General features: G+C 37.9%; 24 protein-coding genes and 1 tRNA gene. 15 read left to right on the forward strand and 10 right to left on the reverse strand.

What is annotated here, in order from left to right; genetic code table 11:
* Window positions 1-22: 22 nt before the first annotated feature.
* The 3 genes from AAEY68_RS02355 to AAEY68_RS02365 form a co-directional block, all read right to left on the reverse strand.
* Window positions 23-385 carry a hypothetical protein gene (locus AAEY68_RS02355; protein WP_350585421.1) on the reverse strand — a complete coding sequence of 121 codons (363 nt, stop codon included), beginning with the start codon at window positions 383-385 and terminating at the stop codon, window positions 23-25.
* Between the two features lie 94 nt (window positions 386-479).
* Window positions 480-1,094: a paraquat-inducible protein A gene (locus AAEY68_RS02360; RefSeq protein WP_024592491.1), complete on the reverse strand. Its 615-nt coding sequence runs from the start codon at window positions 1,092-1,094 to the stop codon at window positions 480-482.
* A gap of 2 nt (window positions 1,095-1,096) precedes the next feature.
* On the reverse strand, window positions 1,097-2,362 hold the full coding sequence (locus tag AAEY68_RS02365; protein ID WP_024592490.1) for an EAL and HDOD domain-containing protein: 1,266 nt from the start codon (window positions 2,360-2,362) through the stop codon (window positions 1,097-1,099).
* 150 nt (window positions 2,363-2,512) lie between these two features.
* Between AAEY68_RS02365 and AAEY68_RS02370 the strand changes: the two genes are divergently transcribed.
* From AAEY68_RS02370 to AAEY68_RS02380, 3 genes are all read left to right on the forward strand, one after another.
* Entirely contained in the window at window positions 2,513-3,133 is a 621-nt protein-coding gene (locus AAEY68_RS02370) for a substrate-binding periplasmic protein (protein ID WP_350585422.1), read from the forward strand.
* Window positions 3,134-3,343: 210 nt separating this feature from the next.
* Window positions 3,344-3,910: a PhnA domain-containing protein gene (locus AAEY68_RS02375; protein WP_024592489.1), complete on the forward strand. Its 567-nt coding sequence runs from the start codon at window positions 3,344-3,346 to the stop codon at window positions 3,908-3,910.
* 121 nt (window positions 3,911-4,031) lie between these two features.
* Entirely contained in the window at window positions 4,032-4,850 is an 819-nt protein-coding gene (locus AAEY68_RS02380; protein WP_024592488.1) for an META domain-containing protein, read from the forward strand.
* Between the two features lie 105 nt (window positions 4,851-4,955).
* Here the strand turns inward: AAEY68_RS02380 and AAEY68_RS02385 are convergent, their stop codons facing one another.
* Window positions 4,956-5,795: a 23S rRNA (adenine(2030)-N(6))-methyltransferase RlmJ gene (locus AAEY68_RS02385; protein ID WP_007586449.1), complete on the reverse strand. Its 840-nt coding sequence runs from the start codon at window positions 5,793-5,795 to the stop codon at window positions 4,956-4,958.
* A gap of 238 nt (window positions 5,796-6,033) precedes the next feature.
* Here AAEY68_RS02385 and AAEY68_RS02390 point away from each other — a divergent pair, with 238 nt between their 5' ends.
* The 8 genes from AAEY68_RS02390 to AAEY68_RS02425 all read left to right on the forward strand — a co-directional run bounded on the left by AAEY68_RS02390 (window position 6,034) and on the right by AAEY68_RS02425 (window position 11,756).
* Complete coding sequence (locus AAEY68_RS02390; RefSeq protein WP_007586448.1) at window positions 6,034-6,264, forward strand: hypothetical protein; 231 nt, start codon at window positions 6,034-6,036, stop codon at window positions 6,262-6,264.
* Window positions 6,264-6,569, forward strand: coding sequence for a cell division protein ZapA (locus tag AAEY68_RS02395; protein WP_007586447.1), 306 nt, complete (start codon window positions 6,264-6,266; stop codon window positions 6,567-6,569). The genes AAEY68_RS02390 and AAEY68_RS02395 overlap by 1 nt, the downstream gene beginning before the upstream one ends.
* Window positions 6,570-6,632: 63 nt before the next feature.
* Window positions 6,633-7,655: an MBL fold metallo-hydrolase gene (locus AAEY68_RS02400; RefSeq protein WP_024592487.1), complete on the forward strand. Its 1,023-nt coding sequence runs from the start codon at window positions 6,633-6,635 to the stop codon at window positions 7,653-7,655.
* Between the two features lie 55 nt (window positions 7,656-7,710).
* Window positions 7,711-9,180 (forward strand): LysM peptidoglycan-binding domain-containing protein, encoded by a 1,470-nt coding sequence (locus AAEY68_RS02405; protein WP_024592486.1) that lies wholly within the window; start codon window positions 7,711-7,713, stop codon window positions 9,178-9,180.
* Between the two features lie 66 nt (window positions 9,181-9,246).
* A complete protein-coding gene (locus AAEY68_RS02410; RefSeq protein ID WP_024592485.1) occupies window positions 9,247-9,735 on the forward strand; it encodes an FKBP-type peptidyl-prolyl cis-trans isomerase in 489 nt (162 codons plus the stop codon).
* A 21-nt stretch (window positions 9,736-9,756) separates the two neighbouring features.
* Complete coding sequence (locus AAEY68_RS02415) at window positions 9,757-10,485, forward strand: SDR family NAD(P)-dependent oxidoreductase (protein WP_024592484.1); 729 nt, start codon at window positions 9,757-9,759, stop codon at window positions 10,483-10,485.
* A 10-nt stretch (window positions 10,486-10,495) separates the two neighbouring features.
* Window positions 10,496-11,335 (forward strand): amidohydrolase family protein, encoded by an 840-nt coding sequence (locus AAEY68_RS02420; RefSeq protein WP_024592483.1) that lies wholly within the window; start codon window positions 10,496-10,498, stop codon window positions 11,333-11,335.
* A 49-nt stretch (window positions 11,336-11,384) separates the two neighbouring features.
* The gene (locus tag AAEY68_RS02425; protein ID WP_024592482.1) at window positions 11,385-11,756 is read left to right on the forward strand and encodes a hypothetical protein; all 372 of its coding nucleotides are present in this window, start codon (window positions 11,385-11,387) and stop codon (window positions 11,754-11,756) included.
* 95 nt (window positions 11,757-11,851) lie between these two features.
* Here AAEY68_RS02425 and AAEY68_RS02430 read toward each other — a convergent pair whose 3' ends face one another.
* From AAEY68_RS02430 to AAEY68_RS02445, 4 genes are all read right to left on the reverse strand, one after another.
* Window positions 11,852-13,027: a mandelate racemase/muconate lactonizing enzyme family protein gene (locus AAEY68_RS02430; protein ID WP_007375956.1), complete on the reverse strand. Its 1,176-nt coding sequence runs from the start codon at window positions 13,025-13,027 to the stop codon at window positions 11,852-11,854.
* A gap of 26 nt (window positions 13,028-13,053) precedes the next feature.
* Window positions 13,054-13,821, reverse strand: a complete 768-nt coding sequence (locus tag AAEY68_RS02435; protein ID WP_024592481.1) for a class II aldolase/adducin family protein — start codon at window positions 13,819-13,821, stop codon at window positions 13,054-13,056.
* 165 nt (window positions 13,822-13,986) lie between these two features.
* Window positions 13,987-14,310, reverse strand: coding sequence for a c-type cytochrome (locus tag AAEY68_RS02440; RefSeq protein ID WP_002957866.1), 324 nt, complete (start codon window positions 14,308-14,310; stop codon window positions 13,987-13,989).
* 183 nt (window positions 14,311-14,493) lie between these two features.
* A complete protein-coding gene (locus tag AAEY68_RS02445) occupies window positions 14,494-15,033 on the reverse strand; it encodes a DUF2058 domain-containing protein (protein WP_002957867.1) in 540 nt (179 codons plus the stop codon).
* A 198-nt stretch (window positions 15,034-15,231) separates the two neighbouring features.
* Here AAEY68_RS02445 and AAEY68_RS02450 point away from each other — a divergent pair, with 198 nt between their 5' ends.
* Window positions 15,232-16,380, forward strand: a complete 1,149-nt coding sequence (locus tag AAEY68_RS02450) for an MFS transporter (protein ID WP_010554361.1) — start codon at window positions 15,232-15,234, stop codon at window positions 16,378-16,380.
* Here AAEY68_RS02450 and AAEY68_RS02455 read toward each other — a convergent pair.
* On the reverse strand, window positions 16,347-16,847 hold the full coding sequence (locus AAEY68_RS02455; protein WP_010554360.1) for a prolyl-tRNA synthetase associated domain-containing protein: 501 nt from the start codon (window positions 16,845-16,847) through the stop codon (window positions 16,347-16,349). The genes AAEY68_RS02450 and AAEY68_RS02455 overlap by 34 nt on opposite strands.
* A 1-nt stretch (window position 16,848) precedes the next feature.
* Window positions 16,849-17,244: a putative periplasmic lipoprotein gene (locus AAEY68_RS02460; protein ID WP_010554359.1), complete on the reverse strand. Its 396-nt coding sequence runs from the start codon at window positions 17,242-17,244 to the stop codon at window positions 16,849-16,851.
* Between the two features lie 167 nt (window positions 17,245-17,411).
* On the opposite strand from AAEY68_RS02460, the gene AAEY68_RS02465 reads away from it, so the two are divergent.
* The 3 genes from AAEY68_RS02465 (at window position 17,412) to AAEY68_RS02475 (ending at window position 22,148) form a co-directional block, all read left to right on the forward strand.
* A tRNA-Ala gene (locus AAEY68_RS02465) sits at window positions 17,412-17,487 on the forward strand.
* A gap of 180 nt (window positions 17,488-17,667) precedes the next feature.
* The gene (locus AAEY68_RS02470; protein ID WP_350585423.1) at window positions 17,668-18,930 is read left to right on the forward strand and encodes an ABC transporter substrate-binding protein; all 1,263 of its coding nucleotides are present in this window, start codon (window positions 17,668-17,670) and stop codon (window positions 18,928-18,930) included.
* On the forward strand, window positions 18,930-22,148 hold the full coding sequence (locus AAEY68_RS02475) for an ATP-binding protein (RefSeq protein WP_101217107.1): 3,219 nt from the start codon (window positions 18,930-18,932) through the stop codon (window positions 22,146-22,148). Before AAEY68_RS02470 ends, AAEY68_RS02475 begins: the two co-directional genes overlap by 1 nt.
* Window positions 22,149-22,155: the final 7 nt, after the last annotated feature.

Consider the following 22,155-nt stretch of genomic DNA (forward strand, 5'->3'; position numbering starts at 1 on the left):
TTTACATACACCTATCCTGCTATTAAGCAGACATAGGAGGGCGATAGAGTGAACGAGGTATATTAATTTGTGTAGTAAATACACGTACATTTACTTTTTCAGATTCAAGTAAAGTAACGCTAAATAAAGTATTAACATTAAGCATTGAGTTAGCAGCGCAGCCACTCATAGGGCATTTACAGTCATTTTGTGGCGTACTTTCGTCGTCGCAACAATCCATCTGCATCATATTTTCAGACATGCTAACGACAGCTGTTGCATCACTACTTTGTGTCATTGGCATTTGGGCATGCGTTGCTGTTTTAGTTGGCATATGTGGCATTTCGCATACCATAGCTACAGACGCAACTGCCTGACCCACAAAAGTGAGCAGTAAAGTTATCATGAGTAAACTAGAGTAAAAACGTTGCAACATTATGCCTTTTAATAAACTTTAAAATGATTGTAAGGTAACCTAACGGCAACCACAAATACTTTAATTATGTAGACTGCGGTTTAGCAGATGTTTTAATTAAGTTACTCGCGATAATTGCAAATATACAATATGCGCTAAAATACCAAAACCCTTCACCAAATTGTGCATTCATAACAAGTAGCTCGCCACTTTTACCATGGGCGTTACCTGCTAAGTAAGTCACTATTAATGCAATAACAAATACATCAACCATGCTCCACTTACTTAATGCACAAATAACCAGACCGAGCTTTTGCTTAAACCCATTCAAAGGTAGGCAACAATAAAGCAATTGTAATAATAGCTTTAAGCTTGGAATAACAATAGAAAACAACCCCACTAAAGCGGCTACAAATAAATTATTATTGCTAGCAAGCTCTTTAACTGTGCCTAAAATACTTTGTGTTTTGTTATAGGCGCTAATCTCACCTTCTAACTTATCAAGCCCTAGCATGTTCGAGAACATCATTAGCATACTGCGAGTTCGACCATCGCCCTCTTCAGCAAGCATTTCAATGCCCGCTTGCGCTAGTTTTGATTTATCTATGTTGCCCTCTATTGTTAATACTGGTTTTGTAATACCAGGAAACAATAAACAAAGAGCAACCACTACACTTATAACCGACAACCAATTACGCATATTTATTCTGCTATTGCCTCAATAATGTCGTCACTGTATAAAACAGCATCCAGTAAAAAATTAAATATATGCCCAACATGTTGTTCGGGATTTATTTTAGCTAGTTGAACCATCGCCTTATCAATATTATCTACTTCAAACTCTTTTATTAGCGATAAACACTCACCTAAAGTGCCTTTTTCAAGTAGTAACGCATCAGATATTGCAGCATCTAAAGTAAACTCTTTAACTATGTCTTTTAAATCGCCATCTAAAATGGCATCAAGCACAGAAAACAAACCCACTAGATAGCCTTGCTCAGTCAGTTCTTTATTATTTTGCTCTAAAATAAGCGACATAAATTGTGCCCGAGTTAAAGCAAGCTTAGTTAATTCGGTTGGTTTTTCGACCCCCAACTCACTAATTGCTAATACACGAACAAATTGTCTTATTGTGTCCTCGCCTAAATAAATAACCGCTTGTGAAATAGACGTAATGACTAAATTTGCTTTGCCTGAACGCGCGTTAGCCAGCTTTAAAACCCTCGCTGTTATGGCGACATCTCTGGCTACACGTTGGTGAACTTCTTTAAAGCAAAGTGTTTCTTTTGCTGTAAAACGCAATAGATCAAAAACGGTTAGCTTTGAAGGCTCTACACCTTTATACGTAATCATTTCTGGGCGAGAAAAAAAGAACCCCTGAAATAAATCACAGCCTGCCAATTTTAATATATTAAATTGTTCATGCGTCTCTATTCGTTCAACAATTATTTTTGCATGTGGATTTGCGCGTTTTATTTTTTTAATGCGCATATTGGTTTTAATAACCGGATCATCTATCTCAATTTTTATGTAATCAACATGTGCTAATAGTGGCTCCCATTTTGGATCGCCATCGTAATCATCAAGTGCAAAAACATACCCTTCTTTTTTAAGTTCTTGCACACGCTCAGCAACCGCAGGAATATTACCCGTGCGCTCTACTATTTCAATAACACTATTTTCTGGCAATAAAAGTTTGGGAAAGTTATCGAGAATAGTTTCTGATGACAAGTTTATAAAAGCTAAATGATGCGCGGTAAGTCTATCTAAACCTACCAACATTAATGCATTAAAAAACAGGCGGCTTGTCGCATGTACATCAGAAGTGCCCACAGGAAACGCATTATTGGCTGAGTCTCGATAGAGCAGTTCGTACGAGAAAACATTCTGGTCTATATCAAAAATAGGTTGCCGCGCGACAAACTGAGTTATTTTTTGTACCTCATCAGGTATGTTATTTAATTTCACTTGGCTCTAAACCTATAAATAAGAGATGGCAAAACAGCCAATAATATGTGTACTTTAATGCAACTCGCATAAGATAAACATAGTCGTCATTGCAAAAATGTTAAAATTACACAACACTAATATAAAAATATTAATATAAAAGGTGGAGATTTGGCTAACTTTATTCGGTTATTAGTACTGAGCCCTCTGCTATTTGTATTTTTTAGCTATGCCAGCATTAACCCTACTCCCCTCAAATACAATGTTAGCGCGTCAGGTAGTCATTATCCATATTATACAAATGATCCAGAAAAGCCTGGTGTATTACCCGAAATTATTGAAAAAGCACTCGATGATGCAAATATTGCAGCTTCTCATATCGACCTACCCACAAAGCGTATTACCAAATATTTACAAGATGAAATAATCGATTTTGATGTTATTTCATTAGAATGGCTCCCAAAGGATGAGAGAAATGACTCTCGTTATGTTTTTTCAGAGCCCCTTATTTATGCCACAGAAATGATTGTTACCTTGCCTCAAAATGCCCAGAACTGGCAAAACGCTGATAGCTTAAAGGGCAAAAATATAGGAACGGTACTAGGTTACTATTACTTTAATGACAACACCTTTGAGCGTGTTGACTTTCCATCCGAGAAAGAACTTATGATCGCTCTATCAAGAAACCGTGTAGAAGCAGCGCTAATAGGTAAGTTAACTGCGCTCTATTGGGCAAAGCAGTTAGGGATAAACATTGCCTTTGGCGCACAGCATTCCCATGGTGGTTTTTAAGAATTCGTTTATTGAGCAAACATAAAGGGTTATTGCCCCAAATAAACCTAACAATTAAAAACCTTCACGCTCAAGGATATATAAAAAAGTATTGAAGATAAGTATATGAGTAATATACCCACACAAAATTAAGGGACTAATGGCGCAGAGCTCATGTTTTGGAGTATAATAGCAGCAAATGTTAACTCGACCAGAATCAGAAAGAGCCCCATGAGTATTGAAAAAGCCTTAATCGAACGTAGTAATAATCAATGTGAATTGTGTGCAGCCACCGAGAACTTATCTGTTTATGAAGTACCACCGGTAACTGAAACCCACTCAGATAAATGTATTTACACGTGTCAAACATGTAAAGATCAAATCGAGAATAACAGCGAAATAATGCCTACACATTGGCACTGTTTAAACGATAGCATGTGGAGCCAAACTCCTGCAGTACAAGTTGTAGCTTACAGAATGCTTTCGCGTTTAGCGCCTGATAATGGCTGGGCACAAGATGCGCTAGACATGATTTACCTTGAAGAAGACACGCTAACCTGGGCTAAAAAAGCACTTGCCGAAGATGACGATTTAAAGCATGTAGATAGTAACGGTGTAGTACTTCAAGCAGGCGATACTGTTACCCTAATTAAAGACTTAGACGTTAAAGGCAGTAGCCTTACCGCTAAACGTGGAACAGCTGTTCGTAATATTGGCCTAACCAGCAACCCTGAACATATTGAAGGGCGAGTTGACGGCCAGCGCATTGTTATTTTAACTAAGTTTGTTAAAAAATAATCGTTTGTTTTTAATTATTAAAGGCGCTAATGCGCCTTTTTTTATGTTTAAAATAAGTTAAGGAATGATTAAGTAACTAGGTAATACACTAAGGACATAATATTGAGTAAGGATAACCAACATGGAAAAGCATCAAGCAGTATCTTCGCGTAAAAAGGCAGTTGCAGGGATTGGCTTATTGGCGCTTAGCGCTTTTGCAGTAACTGGCTGCGGTGAGCAAACTAAATCGACTGAAAACACAGAAATTGCAGAAGCAATAACCAGCCTAACTATCCAAGCTAGCTACAAAGATCGCAGTATGCTTCGCCCTGGCTCGCAATTAATAGTTACGCTTTCCAATGTATCTAAAATGGATGTAAAAGCCGATATAATCACACAAGAAGTGATTGATGTAACCCAAGCCCCGCCATTTACCGTTGAGCTAATTTATGATGCCAGCAAAATTAGCGATAAACATCGCTATAGCCTAAGCGCCAGAATTATAAATAAAGACAAAGTGCTTTACACAAGTACAACTAATCATGATCCGTTTGCAGAATCACAGTTAACTACCCCCTATAAAATTGAGCTTTCAAAAGTGTCGACTCAAAAACCCGATGTAACACTCACAAATACTTACTGGAAAGCAATAACAATAAATGCTCAAACTGTGAATGTTACAACTAAAGAACCATTCATTCAGTTCAATAAAAACCACCGCGTTAATGGCTTTTTAGGCTGTAATAATTTTAGCGGAAGCTATAGTACCGAGCAGCAAACAATTACACTTAATCAGCTAGCAAGTACAAAAAAGATGTGCTCGGATAATATGAGCCAAGAAGCGGCTATGTCTGACGTACTTAGCAAAACTTCAAAGTGGGAAATAACAGGTGAATCACTAAAACTTAAAAATAGTCGCGGTAATACGCTTGCTACTTTTAGTGCGGTTTATTTTAATTAATATTTAGCTCCCTTATATATATTACCTAACACATTCGTATTGATTTTAAATAAAATGCCCAGCAAAGCTGGGCATTTTATTATTCGTTATAAGCGCTATTTAAAGTTACTCATCAACGAGTTGTTCACTTCTGTAAAAACCACTTGGCTCACTTAACAAACTAACAAGTTCAGGCATTATTGCATCCATTGTTTGCTTTAGCTTCCATGGAGGATTAATTACAATCATGCCCGATGCTGTCATACCGTGTACGTCAGTATCGGCTTCAGTGCCTAATTCAAATAACTGAATGTTGCGCATTCCTGAATCAATTAAGCCCTGCTCCATATTATCAATGCGTTCTCTATCTACAACCGGATACCAAATCATGTAAGTACCTGTAGCAAAACGCTGATGAGCTTTAACTAAGGTTTTTACAACCGTTTCGTAGTCATCTTTAATTTCGTATGGAGGATCAATTAATACACACGCTCTGCGAGATGCTGGTGGTAATAAACCAACTAAACCTGCAAAACCATCCTCTCCACGTACACGAATAGATCGCTTACCTTGCATGTTTTCTTCAAGTAATAATAAATCGCGCGGGTGCAGTTCAAAAAACCAACCCTTATCTTGGCGGCGTAAGTAGTGCTCTGCAATTTTTGGTGAACCTGGATAAAACGCAAGTTCGTCAGTGTCGTTAAATGACTTAATTAATTCAATGTATTCATTAAGCTCAGCATGCTCACTTTTATGATGCCAAAGTTTTTCAATACCATCTTGATACTCTTGCGTTTTTTGCGCATCGGCAGCTGCAAGTTCAAAAAAGCCAGCACCTGAATGTGTGTCTATATAATCAAGCGGTTTATCTTTAATTGTTTGATAATTTAGCACTTGTGCCAGTACTAAGTGTTTAAGTACATCGGCAGGATTACCCGCATGAAATGAGTGTCTGTAACTAAGCATTATTTATTTTCGCCATACGCAATTTAATATCGTAAGTGAACCATAAGCACTAGGCTTTGGCAACTTACACCAAGATAAGAGGGTGTTTAAGTGAACCATTTCTGAATGAAAAAGCCCATATGCTGAATTATCCCTTAACGCAAAAGAAAAACCAGCTAAAACCACCGTAAATGCTGGCAAATCAACACACTTTGCTTTACATTTGCATGACATTAATTACAGTTATATGAGCGCCTTTATGAATAACACTACTCTTCAACAACTCGAACAACTGATCGATTCTTTAATCGAACGTAATAACCAATTACAAACAGATGTTGTTACTTTAAAAGAACAGAACACTAAACTAAGCGATGACAACGAATTGCTACAACTTGAAGCTTTAGAAAATGAAGAAAAGCAAAAAGATGCCAGCACTACTTTATCTGGTCTTCTTGATAAGTTACAAAGCGCACAACAGGCTAGCTAATGTCTGAGCTGCAAAACCAGCGGGTCACTGTTGAGTTGCTAGGTAAAGAGCAGCAATTTGCTTGCCCTGAAGGGCAGGAAGATGCATTAATAGCAGCAGCTAAAAATCTAAATGACTTAGTTGAGCAAATGAAGCAACGCTCAACCGTTAGAAACGATCAAAAAGCCCTACTAATGGCAGCATTAAACTTAAGCCACGAATTGCTAGAAGCAAAAACACAGGCTACAGTTGAGCAACAGCATCAAGACCAAATGATTGATAAACTCAGTCAGCATTTGGCAAATGACCCCAAACACCAAAAATAAAAAGCGCATACTGCGCTTTTTGTTTATTATTAAAGTAATTAAACATCAGCGTAGAGATAATAAATGAAATTAAAACTTTCAAACATAGCCTCTTCATGTAAGCACTTACTATTAGCATGCACTTTATTATCAATAGTACCTAGCACCTATGCTGCCGTCACTTGGAATACAATAAACCCTCATATTCAGTTTTTAAAGCAACAAGACAAGCTTCGCTTTTACGACTCTAACCAAGTATTAATTGAAGGCGAAAAATGTGCCCTACTTGTTGATACGAGCGCCAATTTTGCCGCAGTTGAACAACTTGCTGAAGATTTAAAGAAACGCCTTAAAACACCTTTATGCTATTTAGTGGCTACCCACTACCATGACGATCACTTGCTAGGTATGGCGGTTATGCAAAATTTTTACCCTGATGCTAAGCTCATTGTTCATCAGCAGGTAAATAAAAATTTTAACCTTTATCAAACAGCATATACCGACAAACTAGACACGTATGAAAAGAGCATTGAGCTGAGCTACCAACGATTAGCGAATGTGCCCAAAGAAGAGCAAGCTAAATGGCGAAATAAGTTAGAGCTTGCAAAAAAACGACTTTTTCGCTGGCAGGAGTATCAGCTTAGCAAACCCGAAATAGTAATTGATAGTCGTAAAGTTATCGACCTTGGTGATTTTGAGGTAACGCTTGAGCCGCAACAAGCCCATACTAACGGCGATTTAACTATTACTACTAATAATGGCAGTGTGCTGATTGGTGGCGATATCGTTGACTGGCTTCCTTACCCTGGACACGGTGAACTTAAAAGTTGGCAAACGTTGCTTAAGCAGTATATTAACGACGAAAAGCTCACTATTATTTTACCTGGGCACGGCGGCACATTAACAAAAGAGCAGCTGAAACAGCCTCTATCATTTTTAACAGCCATAATAGAGCACGTTAAAAACAATAAAGATCAAAGTATTGAGCAGTTAATGCTATCGTTTCCTGAATCAGTTATTGAGCCTTATAAACAAGAAGCGCTTAATATAAAATCGAGTAACTTCTTTTTACAAGCTGGCCTAAATCGCGCAAAAAGCGCAGAATAACTCAACACAACGGATTGTGTTAAAATAATAAAAGGAATTTACAAAAGTGATCACTATGCGCAGTTTGGTTTTATGTTGTTTGGGTATTTTGTTATTTGGTTGTCAATCAACGGAGCAAGAACCACAAGAAGCTCCACAAATATTTACTCATTTTGAGCCTGACTATACTTATGATATTGAAGAAGAAGTAGCTCAATCGCCCCAAGTTAGTGAGCACGTTACGTCACTTCAATTCAAAAAAACAATCGTAAAAAAGCGCCCACCAAGAACCACCGATCTGTGGGTGCATATAGCCAACAATCTACACTTTACGGTTTATCAAAATCGCGCGTTAAAAAAGCGTATCAGCTGGTACGCAAAGCAACCTAACTACTTACAAACTGTGAGTAAACGCGCAGCGCCTTACCTGTATCATATCGTAAAAAAAATTGAGCAAAAGCAACTACCTATGGAGCTCGCTTTACTACCATTTGTAGAAAGCGATTTTAGACCAACGATAGCCTCATCACAGCAAGCTGTTGGTGTTTGGCAGTTAGTTGGCGCAACAGCGCATCACTTTGGAGTTAAGTCAGACCAATGGTATGACGGTCGCCAAGACGTACTTGCTTCAACCGATGCTGCACTTGATTACTTAAGCTACTTACATAAACGCTTTGATGGTAATTGGCTACATGCTTTGGCTGCTTATAACAGTGGTGAGGGCCGCGTTAAACGCGCAATCGAAAAAAACAAAAAACGCGGTAAAAGCACGGATTACTGGTCACTCAGTCTGCCAAAAGAAACCGCCGACTACGTACCCAAGTTACTCGCTTTAAGCTATTTAGTTAAGCACCCACAAAAGGGCATAAAACGCCCAAAGCTTGCATATAAGCCATTTACAACACAGATGAATATAGGCCAGCAGTTCGATTTTTCGGTTATAGCTAAGCTCTCTGGTATAGGCTCAAAGCAGTTACACGCGATTAATCAGGGATATTTAAAAAATCAAAGCTCACCTAACGGGCCGCATACTTTACTGCTTCCTATAGGACAAGAGGCTTTATTAAAAAGTCAGTTTTTTAAATCAAACTTTGCTGGAGAGTACATCGTTAAACAAAACGACACGCTTTACGGTATTGCTAGACGTTTTAGTATGTCGGTAAAAGCTTTAAAACAACTTAATAACAAAAATAATAATTTAATAGGCGTTGGAGAAAAGTTATTAGTTGGACAACCTAAAACCCTGCCAAGCACATTAACAGTTGATTACAAAATTAGCCCTTATTTAGAACACCAAGAGATTGCGATTCCCACCATTGAAATAGATTACGAAGTTAAGTCGGGCGATAGCCTTTGGAGTATAAGTCAGCTTTACGATGTACCTCATAGCGACTTGGCAAAATGGAACAAACTCTCTGCATCTAGCATTTTAAAGCCTGGTACTCAATTAGTGCTGTTTATACCACAGGCTGAAAAGCAAAAAGCAGCCCCAACAAAAAAAGATTTTCTGCTAAATTTACAAAAAACACTAAATCAGCCACGTTAAGTTTATAAACAAGTATATTTCGCGTAAAATTGCGCCCTAACATAGTTATTATTTGAAGAGACAAGCATGCAAATTAGCAAAAATTCAGCAGTTGAATTTCATTACACCCTTAGCGAAGCGGGCGAGCAAATTGAAAGTAGCACAAACGAAGCGCCACTTACTTACATTCATGGCAGCGAAGGCATGCTTCCTGGTTTAGAAAAAGCACTTGAAGGCAAAGAAGCTGGCGAAAAATTTAGTGTAACTCTAGAGCCAAGTGAATCATACGGCGAGCGTGTTGATGACTTAATTCAGCGTATTCCGCTTAAGCACCTACAAGGCGAAGTTAAAGTATGGAAACCAGGTATGACAGCAATGGTTAGCTCTAACCAAGGTCGTCATCAGGTTACTATTGTTAAGGTTGGTCGTTTTAACGCAGATTGTGATTTAAACCACCCATTTGCGGGCAAAACACTAACGTTTGACGTTGAAGTTATATCAGTACGTGAAGCAACAAGTGAAGAAGTTTCTCACGGACACGTGCACGCTGAAGGCGGCTGTGGTCACTCTCACTAGTTAGCAATAAAGGAAGTAAGTATGTCTAAAGTTGCAGTTGTTACAGGTGGTACAAAAGGTATTGGCTTAGCCGTAGTTAAGCGTTTGCTAAACAACGGCTATGAAGTACATAACCTTGATATAGAGCTAAGCGAAATCGGTATATTTCATCAGTGTGATGTAAGTGATGTATCGGCGGTACAAAGCTGTATCAACGCTATCTGTAAACAAAGCAAATGTATTGATGTACTTGTTTCTAATGCTGGAAAACACTTAAGCGCAAATATAGAAAGCACCGACGAGCAAACTCTCGATGCACTTTTTGCGCTTAATGTTAAAGGCGCTTATGCCGCAATACAAAGCGTATTGCCAAGCATGAAAGCGCAAAATGGCGGCGCTATTATATTAGTCGCTTCCGATCAGGCAATTATAGGTAAGCAAAACTCTTTTGCGTATAACCTAACAAAACATGCCCTTGCCTCAATGGCTAAAACAACAGCGCTTGATTACGCGGGTTTTAATATTAGAGCAAATGCAGTATGCCCTGGCACAATAGAAACCCCGCTATTTCATAACGCGATAGATGCGTACTGCGCAAAAAGTGGCGCCAACAAAGCTGAAATAGTTGCCGAGGAAGCAAGTCTGCAACCGCTTAACCGATTAGGTCAAGCCGACGAGGTTGCCGCCCTTGTGAGCTTTTTAGCAAGCGACGATGCCAGCTTTATTACTGGCAGCCTACAAAGTATTGATGGTGGTTACACTGCTCAATGAGTAATGTGCAATGAGCCTAAAAATTATTGACCCACACGTACACTTTTTTAATTTAGTAGAAGGTCAATACTCATGGCTACAAGGCGCTAACCCACCAGCGTGGCCTAACCTAGAAAAAATTAAACAACCAGTAAGTGCACAGCAACTTGTTAAAAGTACTGACTTTGAACTCGTAGGGCTTGTTCATATAGAAGCCGGGTTTGATAACATCTCCCCTATTAACGAGTTAAATTGGCTAAGCTCGCATTTAAAAAGCCTTTCATTTAAGGCTATTAGTTACACCCAAATTGACTCATCGGCTGATCAGTTTATAAACTCGTTAGAAGCTTTAACTCATCTGAGTTTGTGTGGCATTAGAGATATAACCGAAGGTACTGACGCAAAGCGTTTATTAGATGCTAATAGTTTTAAAAACCTAACAATATTATCAGATACCCAACTGCATTTTGAAGCTCAATTTGATATTGAAAATAGCGAAATAACCAAACAAATAGCTTACTACGCTAAGCAGCTACCGCAGCTTCAAATTATAATTAATCATGCAGGACTGCCAAGTAATTTAAATGATTGGCGACAAGGTGTTGAGTTACTTGCTCAGCATGACAACATAGCAATTAAATTCTCTGGTTTTGAATTACTACAACTCACCAGCGAACAACAAGCAGCGTGTTTTAGTTTTCTTTTTAATCACTTTGGCCAGCAGCGTATTATGTTTGCTAGCAACTTCCCTGTGTGCCAAATAAATACAAGCTACAACAATCTATGGCACTGCCATAAGGCGTTATGCTCAAACGATAAGACATGGCATGACCTTAGCTATACAAACGCTAAGCACTACTACCAAGTGTAAGTAAAACTAGTTATATTAAACTCTCTTTTTATGATAATACGGCCAATTTATGAAAATGTACTTTTTACTAATCGTTGTATTTTCAGCGCTTCTTCTCAATGGCTGCATATCTCAAAATCCAGACCCGACACCTAAGCTGCAACATGCTCTACTGGCAAAGCCAAATAAAACAGCGGTTAGCAAAGCAATTAAAACACTTGTACATATGCAAGAGACTCAATTAGCTGATGATGTATTTACTACCAGCAGCACAGTAACCCTTAGCAATGTAGATGGTAATAATATTATCGACACGCAAAGTCGCAATACACCCGATCAGTTTGAATTGATGATTAAAGGCAAGCAATGCTATATACGCCACCTTGATAGTAAAGCAACTATTGAACTTAGAGACGTGGAATGTAAAATCAACGAGTTATAACAAGCTTTACCTCCCCCCAAACGAGTAAAAGCCGGTAAGTGACTAATCACTTACCGGCTTTTTAATGTATGACCTAAAGTTAGGTTAAAAGGCTATTATTTTATTTCTACGCGTTGAGAACGCATAACAATCTCATCGTTTAATTCAATACCCAATCCAGGCTCTTCTGATACTTCAAAGAAACCATTTTTAGGTTGTGGGTCTTGTAAACATAACTCGCGGTTCCACTTTTTAATCGCATAAGTATGGTGCTCATGAATCAAAAAGTTAGGGATAGCCGTTTCTAAGTGCAGTGATGCTGCCGTTGCAACAGGCCCGCCACATACGTGAGCTTGAATACGCACATCAAAAATATCAGCGTAATCACACACTTTTTTGGTTTCGGTAAAACCACCACATAAACCAATATCAGGTTGTAGAACATCAATACTTTGATCTTCTAAGTACGGGCGCACACCCCAGCGATTATACAAACGTTCACCACCAGCAATTGGCACATTAACTTTATCTGCTACTTTTGCATGTAATGAGTGGTTTAGGTAGTTAACTGGCTCTTCAAAGTACATACAGTCAAATTCTTCTGCAATTTCACCCAACTGAATGGCTGTTGTCACGCCCGGTAAACTGTGGCATTCAAAAATAATATCCACTTCGTCGCCTACTGCTTCGCGAATAGCTTGCATACGTGCACGGTATAGCTTCATTTCAGTGCGTGAGATTATTTTTGTACGGTCGTAATAAGTATTGCCGTCTTTATCGTACTGAATTGGGTCTACTTTTACTGCATCGTAACCTTCGGCCATCGCCTTTAAAGCCGCTTCTGCATATTCTTGCGGTTGTACTAGCGCTTTAAATTCGCTATCCCAGTCAAACTGTAATTGCGATGCGTACGTACGTAGTTTGTCGTTAACTTTACCGCCTAATAATTGATATACAGGTAAACCAAGCGCTTTACCTTTTATATCCCAAAGTGCGGTATCAATTGCGCTCATTGCAGCATATACAACTGGTCCGCCGCCTAAACCCCAAAAGCTCTCACGTAACATACGTGACCATAGTTTTTCTGTTTGAAAAGGGTCGTGGCCGATTAAAAAGGCGTCGGCCATTTCTTTAATCATAGCCGCTGCAGCACTGTGACCTAAATCGTATGCAAGGCCCGCTTCGCCAACACCACTAATACCTTCGTCAGTATGAATACGTACAAACACAGGTGTCCAAGAAGGTCTATCAGGACAGTGAATATCAAATACTTCAACGCGATTTACTTTCATTAAAATTCCTTATTAACCGCTATGGGTTATTTTGCAAAACTAGGGTAAAGTCGATACGCTTTACGTAACATCGCAGGCCACGCAAGTTGCCCGCCAGTGCTGCCACTGTGTACTACGTTTGCTTGATTATAAATATTGTCGATTATAGGTTGCGGTACTTCAATCACCTCTTGCGAGCTTGATTGTAGCGCTAATTGAATTTCACACGCTCGCTGTAAATCATAAAAGCGCATAAACGCATCGCCTACCGTTGGCCCTACTGTTAAGCCACCATGATTTACCAATAACATATGGTTAGTACTGCCCAAATCATCTTGCAGCACTTTTCGCTCGTCGTCGTTTACTGCAAGCCCTTCGTAACCATGATAAGAAAGCGATGGCAGTGAAAACATTGAATATTGGCTAAGCGGTAATAAACCATTTTTTTGTGTAGCGACTGCGATTGTTTCTTTAGTATGAAGGTGAATAACACAATGAGCGTCTTCGCGTACCTCATGAATCGCACTGTGAATAGTAAAACCAGCTGGATTAATACTAAATGGCGTATCGTCAATAATGTTACCGTCTAAGTCGACCTTCACTAAATTAGAGGCAGTTACTTCATCAAAGGTTAAACCAAAGGCATTCACTAAGTAATGATCGGTGCCAGGCAAACGTGCTGATAAATGCGTATAGATTAAATCCCCCCAACGAAAGTGCTCTACCAGTCTATAACACGCGGCTAAATCAATACGCAGTTGCCACTCTTGTGCCGATACTTTATTTTTTAAATCGAGTTGGGGTAAATCAAACATAATAAGCCTTTTAAAAACGTACATTATTAACCTGTACGAACAGATGTTTAGAAGTCTAAAGCAGTCTCTATTTTATAGCAAACACCAAACAAAACAGCCACACTATTGTGTGGCTGTTTATAAAACTAAAATACCAATTGCATTAAAATGGTATAGCTGCGTAAATTATTTTACGTTAGCTAGGTAATCTGCAATTGCTTCAAACTCTTCATCAGTTACCGTTGCAACCATTGCTTTCATAGCCATGGTCATACCGTTATTACGTGCACCTGATTTGATGTCTTTCATTTGCGCTACTAAGTAGTCTTTGTTTTGACCATTTAGTTTAGGGTACATACCCATAATTGGTGCTTTACCTTCAGCGCCATGACAAGTTTGACAATTCTTAGCGGTATAAAGTGCAGCGCCATCGGCAGCAGCTGCATTAAACGAGAAGCTTGCGGCTAAAGTAATACCCGCGCCTAATAGTAGTGTTTTCATCTTGCTCATTGTATTTACTCTTCTTTTTTGACGGTTAGAAAAACTGTTCTATTGATTGTAGTAAACAATCAAATAAAAAGCATACGTACGAAACGACGCTAGACGATCAACTTAACCAAAAACCGCTAACTCGTTTCTGTCTCACTTTTATATACTTTAGCAAATAAAAATGAGCTTACCCTTAATAGACTATTACCACACTATATCATCTGGTACTTCAAAGTCTGCGTACGGGTCATCTTCATCTTTTGGTTTGTTTTCTGGCTCTACATGAAAAACAATATACTTTTCGTCAACTTCGGCCACTTTGCGTGCTGGTTCGTCGTCTAATACGTAAAATTGCCCTTCTAGTACACAAATAGCTAAACGACCGCCCGATAACGCTTTTTGCGTTTTCTCGTTCACATCGATATTTTTTACTTTGTTTTGATAAGTAAAATTAAATGTGCGCTCACCACGAATAGCGTCTTGGTTGTGGTGCTCTAAAATTTGTTTAACACGCGCTTCTTGCTCGCGCTGCTTTAAGCTCACTTGGCGTGTTTGGTTAAGCTCTTCAGCTTTTTTTTGCTGTTCTAGCTTGGTTTGTTGAATATGCTTTTGCAGATCACTTGGGTTGCTAGTAGCCCCTTTCTTTTGCTTTTTTTGTTGCTTACGCTTTTCTGATTTAGCAACTTTAGCATTATGCGATGTTGTTAATCCTGCTTGAAGCAATTGGTCTTGTAATGAACCCATGGCTTTGTTCCACTAAAAACTAATATTATCGCTATTTTAATCACCAACGAGTTCAAATAACAGCGCTATCGACATTAATCTAGCAAACTAGTTAAAACAAACCATGATATAGCGCAATGACTATGGTTTTAATTATGAATTAAAAGCAATTTTTAATACAATACCACGCAACCAATCAGCAAATGCACGAGCCATATAATGCGTTTACCTCATCTACTCGTTTGCTCGGTATTTATATTTTTTGTGCTTTATGCACCCCAACCCCTACTTAGCCTTTTTGCGAGCGAATTTAATGTAGCACCTGCGGTAGCTGGCAGCTTAATGACTGCAACTATGCTGCCCTTAGCCATTGCCCCGCTCGTTTATGGTTTATTTTTAGCAAAAATAAATCCACTACTTATATTACGTATTGCAATGGTGCTTTTAGGCCTTAGCTGCTTACTTTTTATTTATGTACCTAGCTTTGAGCTTTTATTATTAGTCAGATTTTTACAAGGTTTAACACTCCCTGCAGCTTTAACAGCAATGACTAGCTATATAGGTATGAGCTATAGCGCTGATACACTTCAAAAAAATATGACCCTATATATTGGTAGCAGTATAGTTGGTGGTTACTTTGGTCGTGTGCTCGCAGCTTTGTTTAGCGACTTATGGAATTGGCAGAGCTTTTATTACGTAATTGCTTTTATGCTTATTTGCTTAGCTTTGACAATTAAGCATTCTCGCTTTACAAACCCAGCTACACCGTCGCAGCTCTCCCCTCTGGATTACATTAAACAACTTAAAGAAGGCGCTATCCTTAAAGTGTACGGTGCCGTCTTTTGTATGTTTTTTTGTTTTGCTGCATTACTTAATTACTTACCGTTTATATTACAAAACACGTTTTTAATTACCAATACTCGTGACATAGGTTTAGTTTACAGTGGTTATTTAGTTGGTGCCCTCGCCTCTATTGCTGCACCTTGGTTACTTAAAAAAGTCCCTTCGCCTTGGCATTTATTAACTGCGGTATTTAGTTTTTATAGTGTGAGTATTATTTTATTAATGAGCCACCAGCTTAGCTTATTTTTAATCGCATTTACTTTGTTTTGTGGTGCTATGTTTGTGATTCATTCAACTGCCGCACCGCTCGTTAATAAAATAAGTAAAGCCCCGCCAAGCGTAACCAATGGCGGATATGTATCGTTTTATTACAGTGGTGGGGCATTGGGGTCGTTATTACCCGGTGTGGTATACCAACATCATGGGCAAACAGCGTTTATGTTTACGCTGCTCGCGGTTTGCTTATGCGGTTTATCGTTAATTATGTGGGCTTATTTTGAGGGTAAAAATACAACGCGCGGTTGATGCTTTGTGTGATTAAAAAATGTTTCTAAATCAGCTTTACTAAGCAACCATGTTTGGGTGTTTTCAAACGGATGACAATGAAACAAATCACCACCCCAAATATCTTGATCGACCCATAAGCTCACTTCGTTTTGCTTATCATTTAAAAGAGCCAACATAGATACACACCCAGGAGCCACTTTTAAATACGTTGCTAAGCGTTCACTCGATGCAAACCCTAAACGCGAAAGCCCTTGTTGCTTTGATAGTGCCTTTAAATCGAGTTGCTTATTGTGCGCTGTAATAACTAAAAAGTGTCGCTTGCCTTCGTTATCGCGTAAAAATAGGTTTTTAAGACGAGTACCTGGGCGCTCAATCATAAACTCATCAGCCGCTAAGCTAGTATGTAGCGGCGGATGTTCTATTGCATCGTAAGTAATATCTAGGCGCACTAAAAGCTCTGCTAACTTAGTTTTATCAGCCAACATATTACAAGCAACGCCCTCTTAGTTGTACGCTCAAATCTCGCCATAAAACATCATTAACTTCATGTTTGTTATCGCAATACTCACGCTCTTTTAGCTCTTGATTTAATAATTCAACTGCTTGGTCTTCTAGCTGTAACTTTAGAATGCTCGACTCTTCAAAATGCTCTTTCTCTATATACTGCTTAACCTCACCACGGCTTGGTCTATTGTTAGGACCACGGTCTAGGTTAAAGTTTTCACGATGCTTAGCTTTTACCGAAACAACATAAGCAAAAAGCTTATTGCCTTGCTCATCTTGCTTTTCGTGAAACTGTTTATTATTTATTTCAAAAGGCGGCTCATCATTTGAGGCACAGCCAGCGAGTAAAACCATAAGCGCTAGAACACATTTTTTCATTGTTTTTTTATCGTTTTAGTTTTGAATTAAGCCGAGTCTAACAAAAATTGACGTAAACAGTGAAAATTTACGAAAAAATACTTGACCAAATTTATAAAAAAACTTAAAGTTCGTCCCGCTTGGAACTCAGCAGTCAAGCAGTTACATTATATGTAATTTAGGAATGTGGGGCTATAGCTCAGCTGGGAGAGCGCCTGCCTTGCACGCAGGAGGTCAGCAGTTCGATCCTGCTTAGCTCCACCACTTTCCTACTCCTTTTCAAATTCGCTCTACTCTTCTATTTTTTCCATTGTTTTTATTATTTTTTGACACCCTACTATTCTAATTTTTCATTCTATATAATTTTAAATTTATCCATTCAACTTGTGTCTTTACAAGTTCTTAGCTATACATAATGTCACACATTAATACTTTAGGCTTAACATGGACATACCCAAGCGTTCAACGCTAAAAAAGCTAGCTGCAATAGGTTTAACAGCTGGTGCAATAACACATGCGCCTTATGTTTTTGCCCGAAAAAAAGTCACATTAAGAGTACTTGGTACGCATGTAACACTCCAAGAGGCTATTCGCAAGCAAGCGATGAGTGACTTAGGTATTAATATAGAATTTACTCCCGCAGGCAGTGCTGCTGTTTTGCAAAAGGCATCAATGGACCCAAGCTCCTTTGATTTATACGAACAATGGTCAAACAGCATTAATGTGCTTTGGGATGCAGGTTCTATACAGCCAATAGAAAAAAAACGACTCACCTACTTTAACGAGATAAATCCACTTACTAAAACGGGAAAATTAACCGAAACTGCAAGTATTGGTGCAGGTGATGCTCCCTATAAATTATTAAATGTTCAACCCGATGGCACATTAAGCGCACAAGAAAGCGATCATATTAGCTTTTTACCTTATGTGCATAATGTTGACTCTTTTGGTTACAACACCGATTTTATTAAGCCCGGTATAGCATACGAAACCGAAAGCTGGAGTTGGCTGCTTGATGACGAGAACAGAGGTAAAGTAGCTATCGTAAATGCGCCTACCATTGGACTCTTTGACCTAGCCCTAGCAGCGCAAAGTAAAGGGCTTATAAAATTTAACAATATAGGTGCGATGACTCGCCCAGAACTTGATAGATTGTTTAGTATATTACTCGACTTTAAACGCCAAGGTCACTTTAGTGGCTATTGGAACTCGGTCCCTGAGTCGATTGAATTTATGAAAAGTAAGCGAGCCCATATAGAAAGTATGTTTTCGCCTGCCGTCTCTGCGTTAAACAGCCAAAATATTAATGTTCGTTTTGCCGCGCCAAAAGAAGGCTACCGAGGCTGGCATGGTGTTATGTGTTTATCGTCACAAACACAAAGTAGCGTAAAAGATGCAGCTTACGATTATATGAATTGGTGGCTTTCAGGCTGGCCTGGTGCATTTATTGCTCGCCAAGGTTATTACATTAGTAACCCACAACGCTCTAAACTACTCTTATCGCCGGCCGAATGGGATTACTGGTACGGTGGAAAAGCAACAAACATAGACTTATTAAATACAAATGGCGACGTAGCTATTAAAGCTGGTGCGCAACGTAATGGTGGTAGTTACTATAAACGCTTTAGCAATGTAGCAGTATGGAATACAGTTATGCCAACCTATGACTACAGTCTACAAAAATGGTATGAGTTGATTAGCCGATAATGATAATAAATTCAATTAAATCAAAAATAATATTAGCTTTGTGTTCGCTGATTGGATTACTTCTTTTACAAAGCTATTTGTTTAACTATTCGCAAACGTCCTTACTTAACTTGCAAAAGTCGCAGCATAACGCGCTTATTCAAAGTGAAGCTGTGAATCACTTAGAAAACGATATTATTTCCCTGCAAGGGCATGCAGTTTCATTTATTGACAATGCAAATGAAAATACAATTACCAAATTTAATTTTTATTTAAATAAGGCAAATCTAAATCTCGAGCAGCTAAAAACAAACACTCAAAACCAGACCCCTGAGTATCAAAACTCACTAATACGCCTTGGCGAGTATCTAAATAATTACCAAGATACATTTGGCCAAGTTGTCGTAAACAGACAAAAACGCGAACACCTTTACACTACTCAGTTCAAACAGCCTATTGATGACCTACAGGTAACAATTAGTGATTTAGAAGGGTCTTCAAACAATGATAATAAAGTTATTTTTAACGATGTTTTACTCACAATAAGTAATTTAAAACACGCAATTATAAGCTATCTCTATAAACCTAATTTTGATGAAGCACAAAATGTAAAACAAAACTTAAATCACTTACATAAAAAACTAACGAGCACCTCTGTAATAAATGAATCCCTCTCCAATAAAACAACAAGCTTAAAACAAGCTTATAACCAACTTGTATTACTCACCCGTAGCTACACTTTTTCTGTAAATGTAGTGCTTACAGGCATAGAAAACGAATTGCTGTATTTAACTAATGAAATTAAAAACATAGAAAAAAATAAACTAATCAAAACAGAAGAGCTACTAAGTAGTCACTTAACAAAAAATACAGAACAGGCAAATATATTTGCCGTTTTAATTATGTTAATCATTTTATTTTTAAGCTATTTTATTTTTAGATCGGTTATAAAACCAATTACTCAGCTCACTTTATTACTTAAAGATATGAATAGCGAAAAGCCAGTAACTATTTCAAATAACAGCCAAAATCAAACTGAAATAGCGTCGGTAATAAAAGCAGCTAATGCTTTATATTTAAAAAATAAGCAAACCAAAGAGCTACTCAACGAAACCCGCGTATTAAATTCCCAAATGGAAGCAATGAATGCCGACCTGACGAGTGCTATGGAGCAAACTGATAAAGCCAATAAAACAAAAATAGATTTTGTAGCCAATATGAGTCATGAACTTCGCACCCCAATGAATGGCATATTAGGTATGTTGCAACTCTTACAAAGCAGTGAGCTTCCCTCAAGGCAAAAACACTACGCAGATAAAGCTTTTTCAAGTGCTCAAAATTTATTGCAGATTTTAAATAATATTCTGGATTTTTCTAAACTAGAATCGGAAAAAGTTCAGTTAGAGCAAATCCCTTTTACCTTACATACTATAGTTTCTAACGTTCAAAATTTATTCTCAACAAATGCTAAGCAAAAAGGCTTGTTATTAAACTTTACTTTACACGTTGATGCAGGGCTTGAACTTATTGGCGACCCAATGCACTTAAGTCAAATAATAAATAACTGTGTAGGTAACGCAATTAAGTTTACTGAGCATGGTGAAATATCATTAATTATAGAAGCGACATCTCAACACGAAAAAACAATAAACCTTCGCTTTAGTATAAAAGACACGGGTATTGGGATGACTGAAGAGCAATCAAAAATTATATTCCAGTCTTTCTCGCAAGGTGATTCAAGCACAACAAGAAAGTATGGTGGGACTGGTTTAGGACTCACTATAAGCAAACAATTAACTAAATTGCTAGGCGGAGATATACAAGTAAGGAGCACGATTAATCAAGGTAGCGAGTTTTTCTTTACTCTACCCTTTACTTTATCTGAGCAACAAAAGCTTAAAAAACACGCCTTATTAATTAGCCCCGATAATGAGCAAATTAAAAAATTAATGGACTTACTAAGTGATATAAATATAACGACAGAAACAACACAAGAACCATTAAGGGCCATTGCAAAAATGTCTCAGCCTAGTAGCCCATTTAGTATTGTAATAATGTCGATAGAAAAAAAAGAGCTTAACGATAACTTTATTTTACAACAACTGTACGCTCAAAATAAAAACGTTAATGAAAAATTGACACTGATTTTATTAATTACCGATGAAGAGTCTCCTGAGCCAATTGCAAAAAATGAAAATATAGACATTATAATTATTGGTAATAAAAATAGTGAAGTTGAAATTTTAAGAAAGCTTTCACCAAATAATTTTAAAGAAAAGCAATTAAAGCCTCACCCTAAATTCTCGGGTTTTAATGCATTAGTTGTTGATGATAATAGAATTAACCAAGAAATAGCCTCCGCCCTTTTAGCAAAATTAGATATGACCGTGATCATTGCTGATAATGGACATGATGCATTAGATAAAGTAGAGATAAATGACATCGATATTATTTTTATGGATGTTCAAATGCCAGTTATGGATGGGCTTGAAGCAACAAGCATATTAAGAGAGCGAGGCTACAAAACTCCCATAATTGCCATTACGGCAGCCGCAGATCCTAATGATAAAAAAGCAGCGTTTAGAGCGGGTATGGATGACTTTTTAGTAAAACCGATTATTTTTGATGCGCTTTACGAAAGTATAGAAAAGCATCTGCAAAGTAGCGAATCTCTGAGCACTATAAACCTGCCTTTAGCAAAAGAAAACCTAGAAAACAATGACGAATTGTTAGCTAAATTATTTACTCAGTTTGTCAACGATTACAATGACTTTTCGATTAAAGCTGATATATTAATCAAAAATGGAGAGTTAGAAAGCTTAATTCGACTAGTACATACACTCAAAGGCTTGGCCGGCACATTAGGCTTTGAGCTACTGCAACAAAGTGCGCAAAGTGTTGAGAAAAGCTTAATAGATAAGAAAAGTATTAATTTATCTCATTTTAATGAGCAATTAATACTTACACTTTTTGCTGTAAAACAATTTTTGATAGCTGATAGCTTTAAAAAAGAACATATACAGCAACATGAACTAGAAAACGAAGACTCGGTTATTGATAATATATACTCATTAGCATTAACGGCTCGCCCCGTACCTAGCAGTTTGATTAGACAGCTAGAAATGAATCAATATGATAGAGGCCACTCTCTATTTAAGCTCAAAGAAGCAATTGATCATTTTAACTACGCGTTAGTAATTGAGCTTATTGATAAGTATAGAAACGATAATAAAAATTAGGCATAAC

It is taken from the genome of Pseudoalteromonas sp. RB2-MNA-CIBAN-0110 (assembly GCF_040309305.1).
Lineage (GTDB): Bacteria > Pseudomonadota > Gammaproteobacteria > Enterobacterales > Alteromonadaceae > Pseudoalteromonas > Pseudoalteromonas arctica.

What these genes read in the sequence shown, in the direction of transcription:
- AAEY68_RS02355 (WP_350585421.1), bottom strand. Translation starts at nt 385, where the DNA reads ATGATAACTTTACTGCTCACTTTTGTGGGTCAGGCAGTTGCGTCTGTA.
- AAEY68_RS02360 (WP_024592491.1), bottom strand. Translation starts at nt 1,094, where the DNA reads ATGCGTAATTGGTTGTCGGTTATAAGTGTAGTGGTTGCTCTTTGTTTA.
- AAEY68_RS02375 (WP_024592489.1), top strand. Translation starts at nt 3,344, where the DNA reads ATGAGTATTGAAAAAGCCTTAATCGAACGTAGTAATAATCAATGTGAA.
- AAEY68_RS02380 (WP_024592488.1), top strand. Translation starts at nt 4,032, where the DNA reads ATGGAAAAGCATCAAGCAGTATCTTCGCGTAAAAAGGCAGTTGCAGGG.
- AAEY68_RS02385 (WP_007586449.1), bottom strand. Translation starts at nt 5,795, where the DNA reads ATGCTTAGTTACAGACACTCATTTCATGCGGGTAATCCTGCCGATGTA.
- AAEY68_RS02390 (WP_007586448.1), top strand. Translation starts at nt 6,034, where the DNA reads ATGAATAACACTACTCTTCAACAACTCGAACAACTGATCGATTCTTTA.
- AAEY68_RS02395 (WP_007586447.1), top strand. Translation starts at nt 6,264, where the DNA reads ATGTCTGAGCTGCAAAACCAGCGGGTCACTGTTGAGTTGCTAGGTAAA.
- AAEY68_RS02400 (WP_024592487.1), top strand. Translation starts at nt 6,633, where the DNA reads ATGAAATTAAAACTTTCAAACATAGCCTCTTCATGTAAGCACTTACTA.
- AAEY68_RS02405 (WP_024592486.1), top strand. Translation starts at nt 7,711, where the DNA reads ATGCGCAGTTTGGTTTTATGTTGTTTGGGTATTTTGTTATTTGGTTGT.
- AAEY68_RS02410 (WP_024592485.1), top strand. Translation starts at nt 9,247, where the DNA reads ATGCAAATTAGCAAAAATTCAGCAGTTGAATTTCATTACACCCTTAGC.
- AAEY68_RS02415 (WP_024592484.1), top strand. Translation starts at nt 9,757, where the DNA reads ATGTCTAAAGTTGCAGTTGTTACAGGTGGTACAAAAGGTATTGGCTTA.
- AAEY68_RS02420 (WP_024592483.1), top strand. Translation starts at nt 10,496, where the DNA reads ATGAGCCTAAAAATTATTGACCCACACGTACACTTTTTTAATTTAGTA.
- AAEY68_RS02425 (WP_024592482.1), top strand. Translation starts at nt 11,385, where the DNA reads ATGAAAATGTACTTTTTACTAATCGTTGTATTTTCAGCGCTTCTTCTC.
- AAEY68_RS02430 (WP_007375956.1), bottom strand. Translation starts at nt 13,027, where the DNA reads ATGAAAGTAAATCGCGTTGAAGTATTTGATATTCACTGTCCTGATAGA.
- AAEY68_RS02435 (WP_024592481.1), bottom strand. Translation starts at nt 13,821, where the DNA reads ATGTTTGATTTACCCCAACTCGATTTAAAAAATAAAGTATCGGCACAA.
- AAEY68_RS02440 (WP_002957866.1), bottom strand. Translation starts at nt 14,310, where the DNA reads ATGAGCAAGATGAAAACACTACTATTAGGCGCGGGTATTACTTTAGCC.
- AAEY68_RS02445 (WP_002957867.1), bottom strand. Translation starts at nt 15,033, where the DNA reads ATGGGTTCATTACAAGACCAATTGCTTCAAGCAGGATTAACAACATCG.
- AAEY68_RS02450 (WP_010554361.1), top strand. Translation starts at nt 15,232, where the DNA reads ATGCGTTTACCTCATCTACTCGTTTGCTCGGTATTTATATTTTTTGTG.
- AAEY68_RS02455 (WP_010554360.1), bottom strand. Translation starts at nt 16,847, where the DNA reads ATGTTGGCTGATAAAACTAAGTTAGCAGAGCTTTTAGTGCGCCTAGAT.
- AAEY68_RS02460 (WP_010554359.1), bottom strand. Translation starts at nt 17,244, where the DNA reads ATGAAAAAATGTGTTCTAGCGCTTATGGTTTTACTCGCTGGCTGTGCC.
- AAEY68_RS02470 (WP_350585423.1), top strand. Translation starts at nt 17,668, where the DNA reads ATGGACATACCCAAGCGTTCAACGCTAAAAAAGCTAGCTGCAATAGGT.
- AAEY68_RS02475 (WP_101217107.1), top strand. Translation starts at nt 18,930, where the DNA reads ATGATAATAAATTCAATTAAATCAAAAATAATATTAGCTTTGTGTTCG.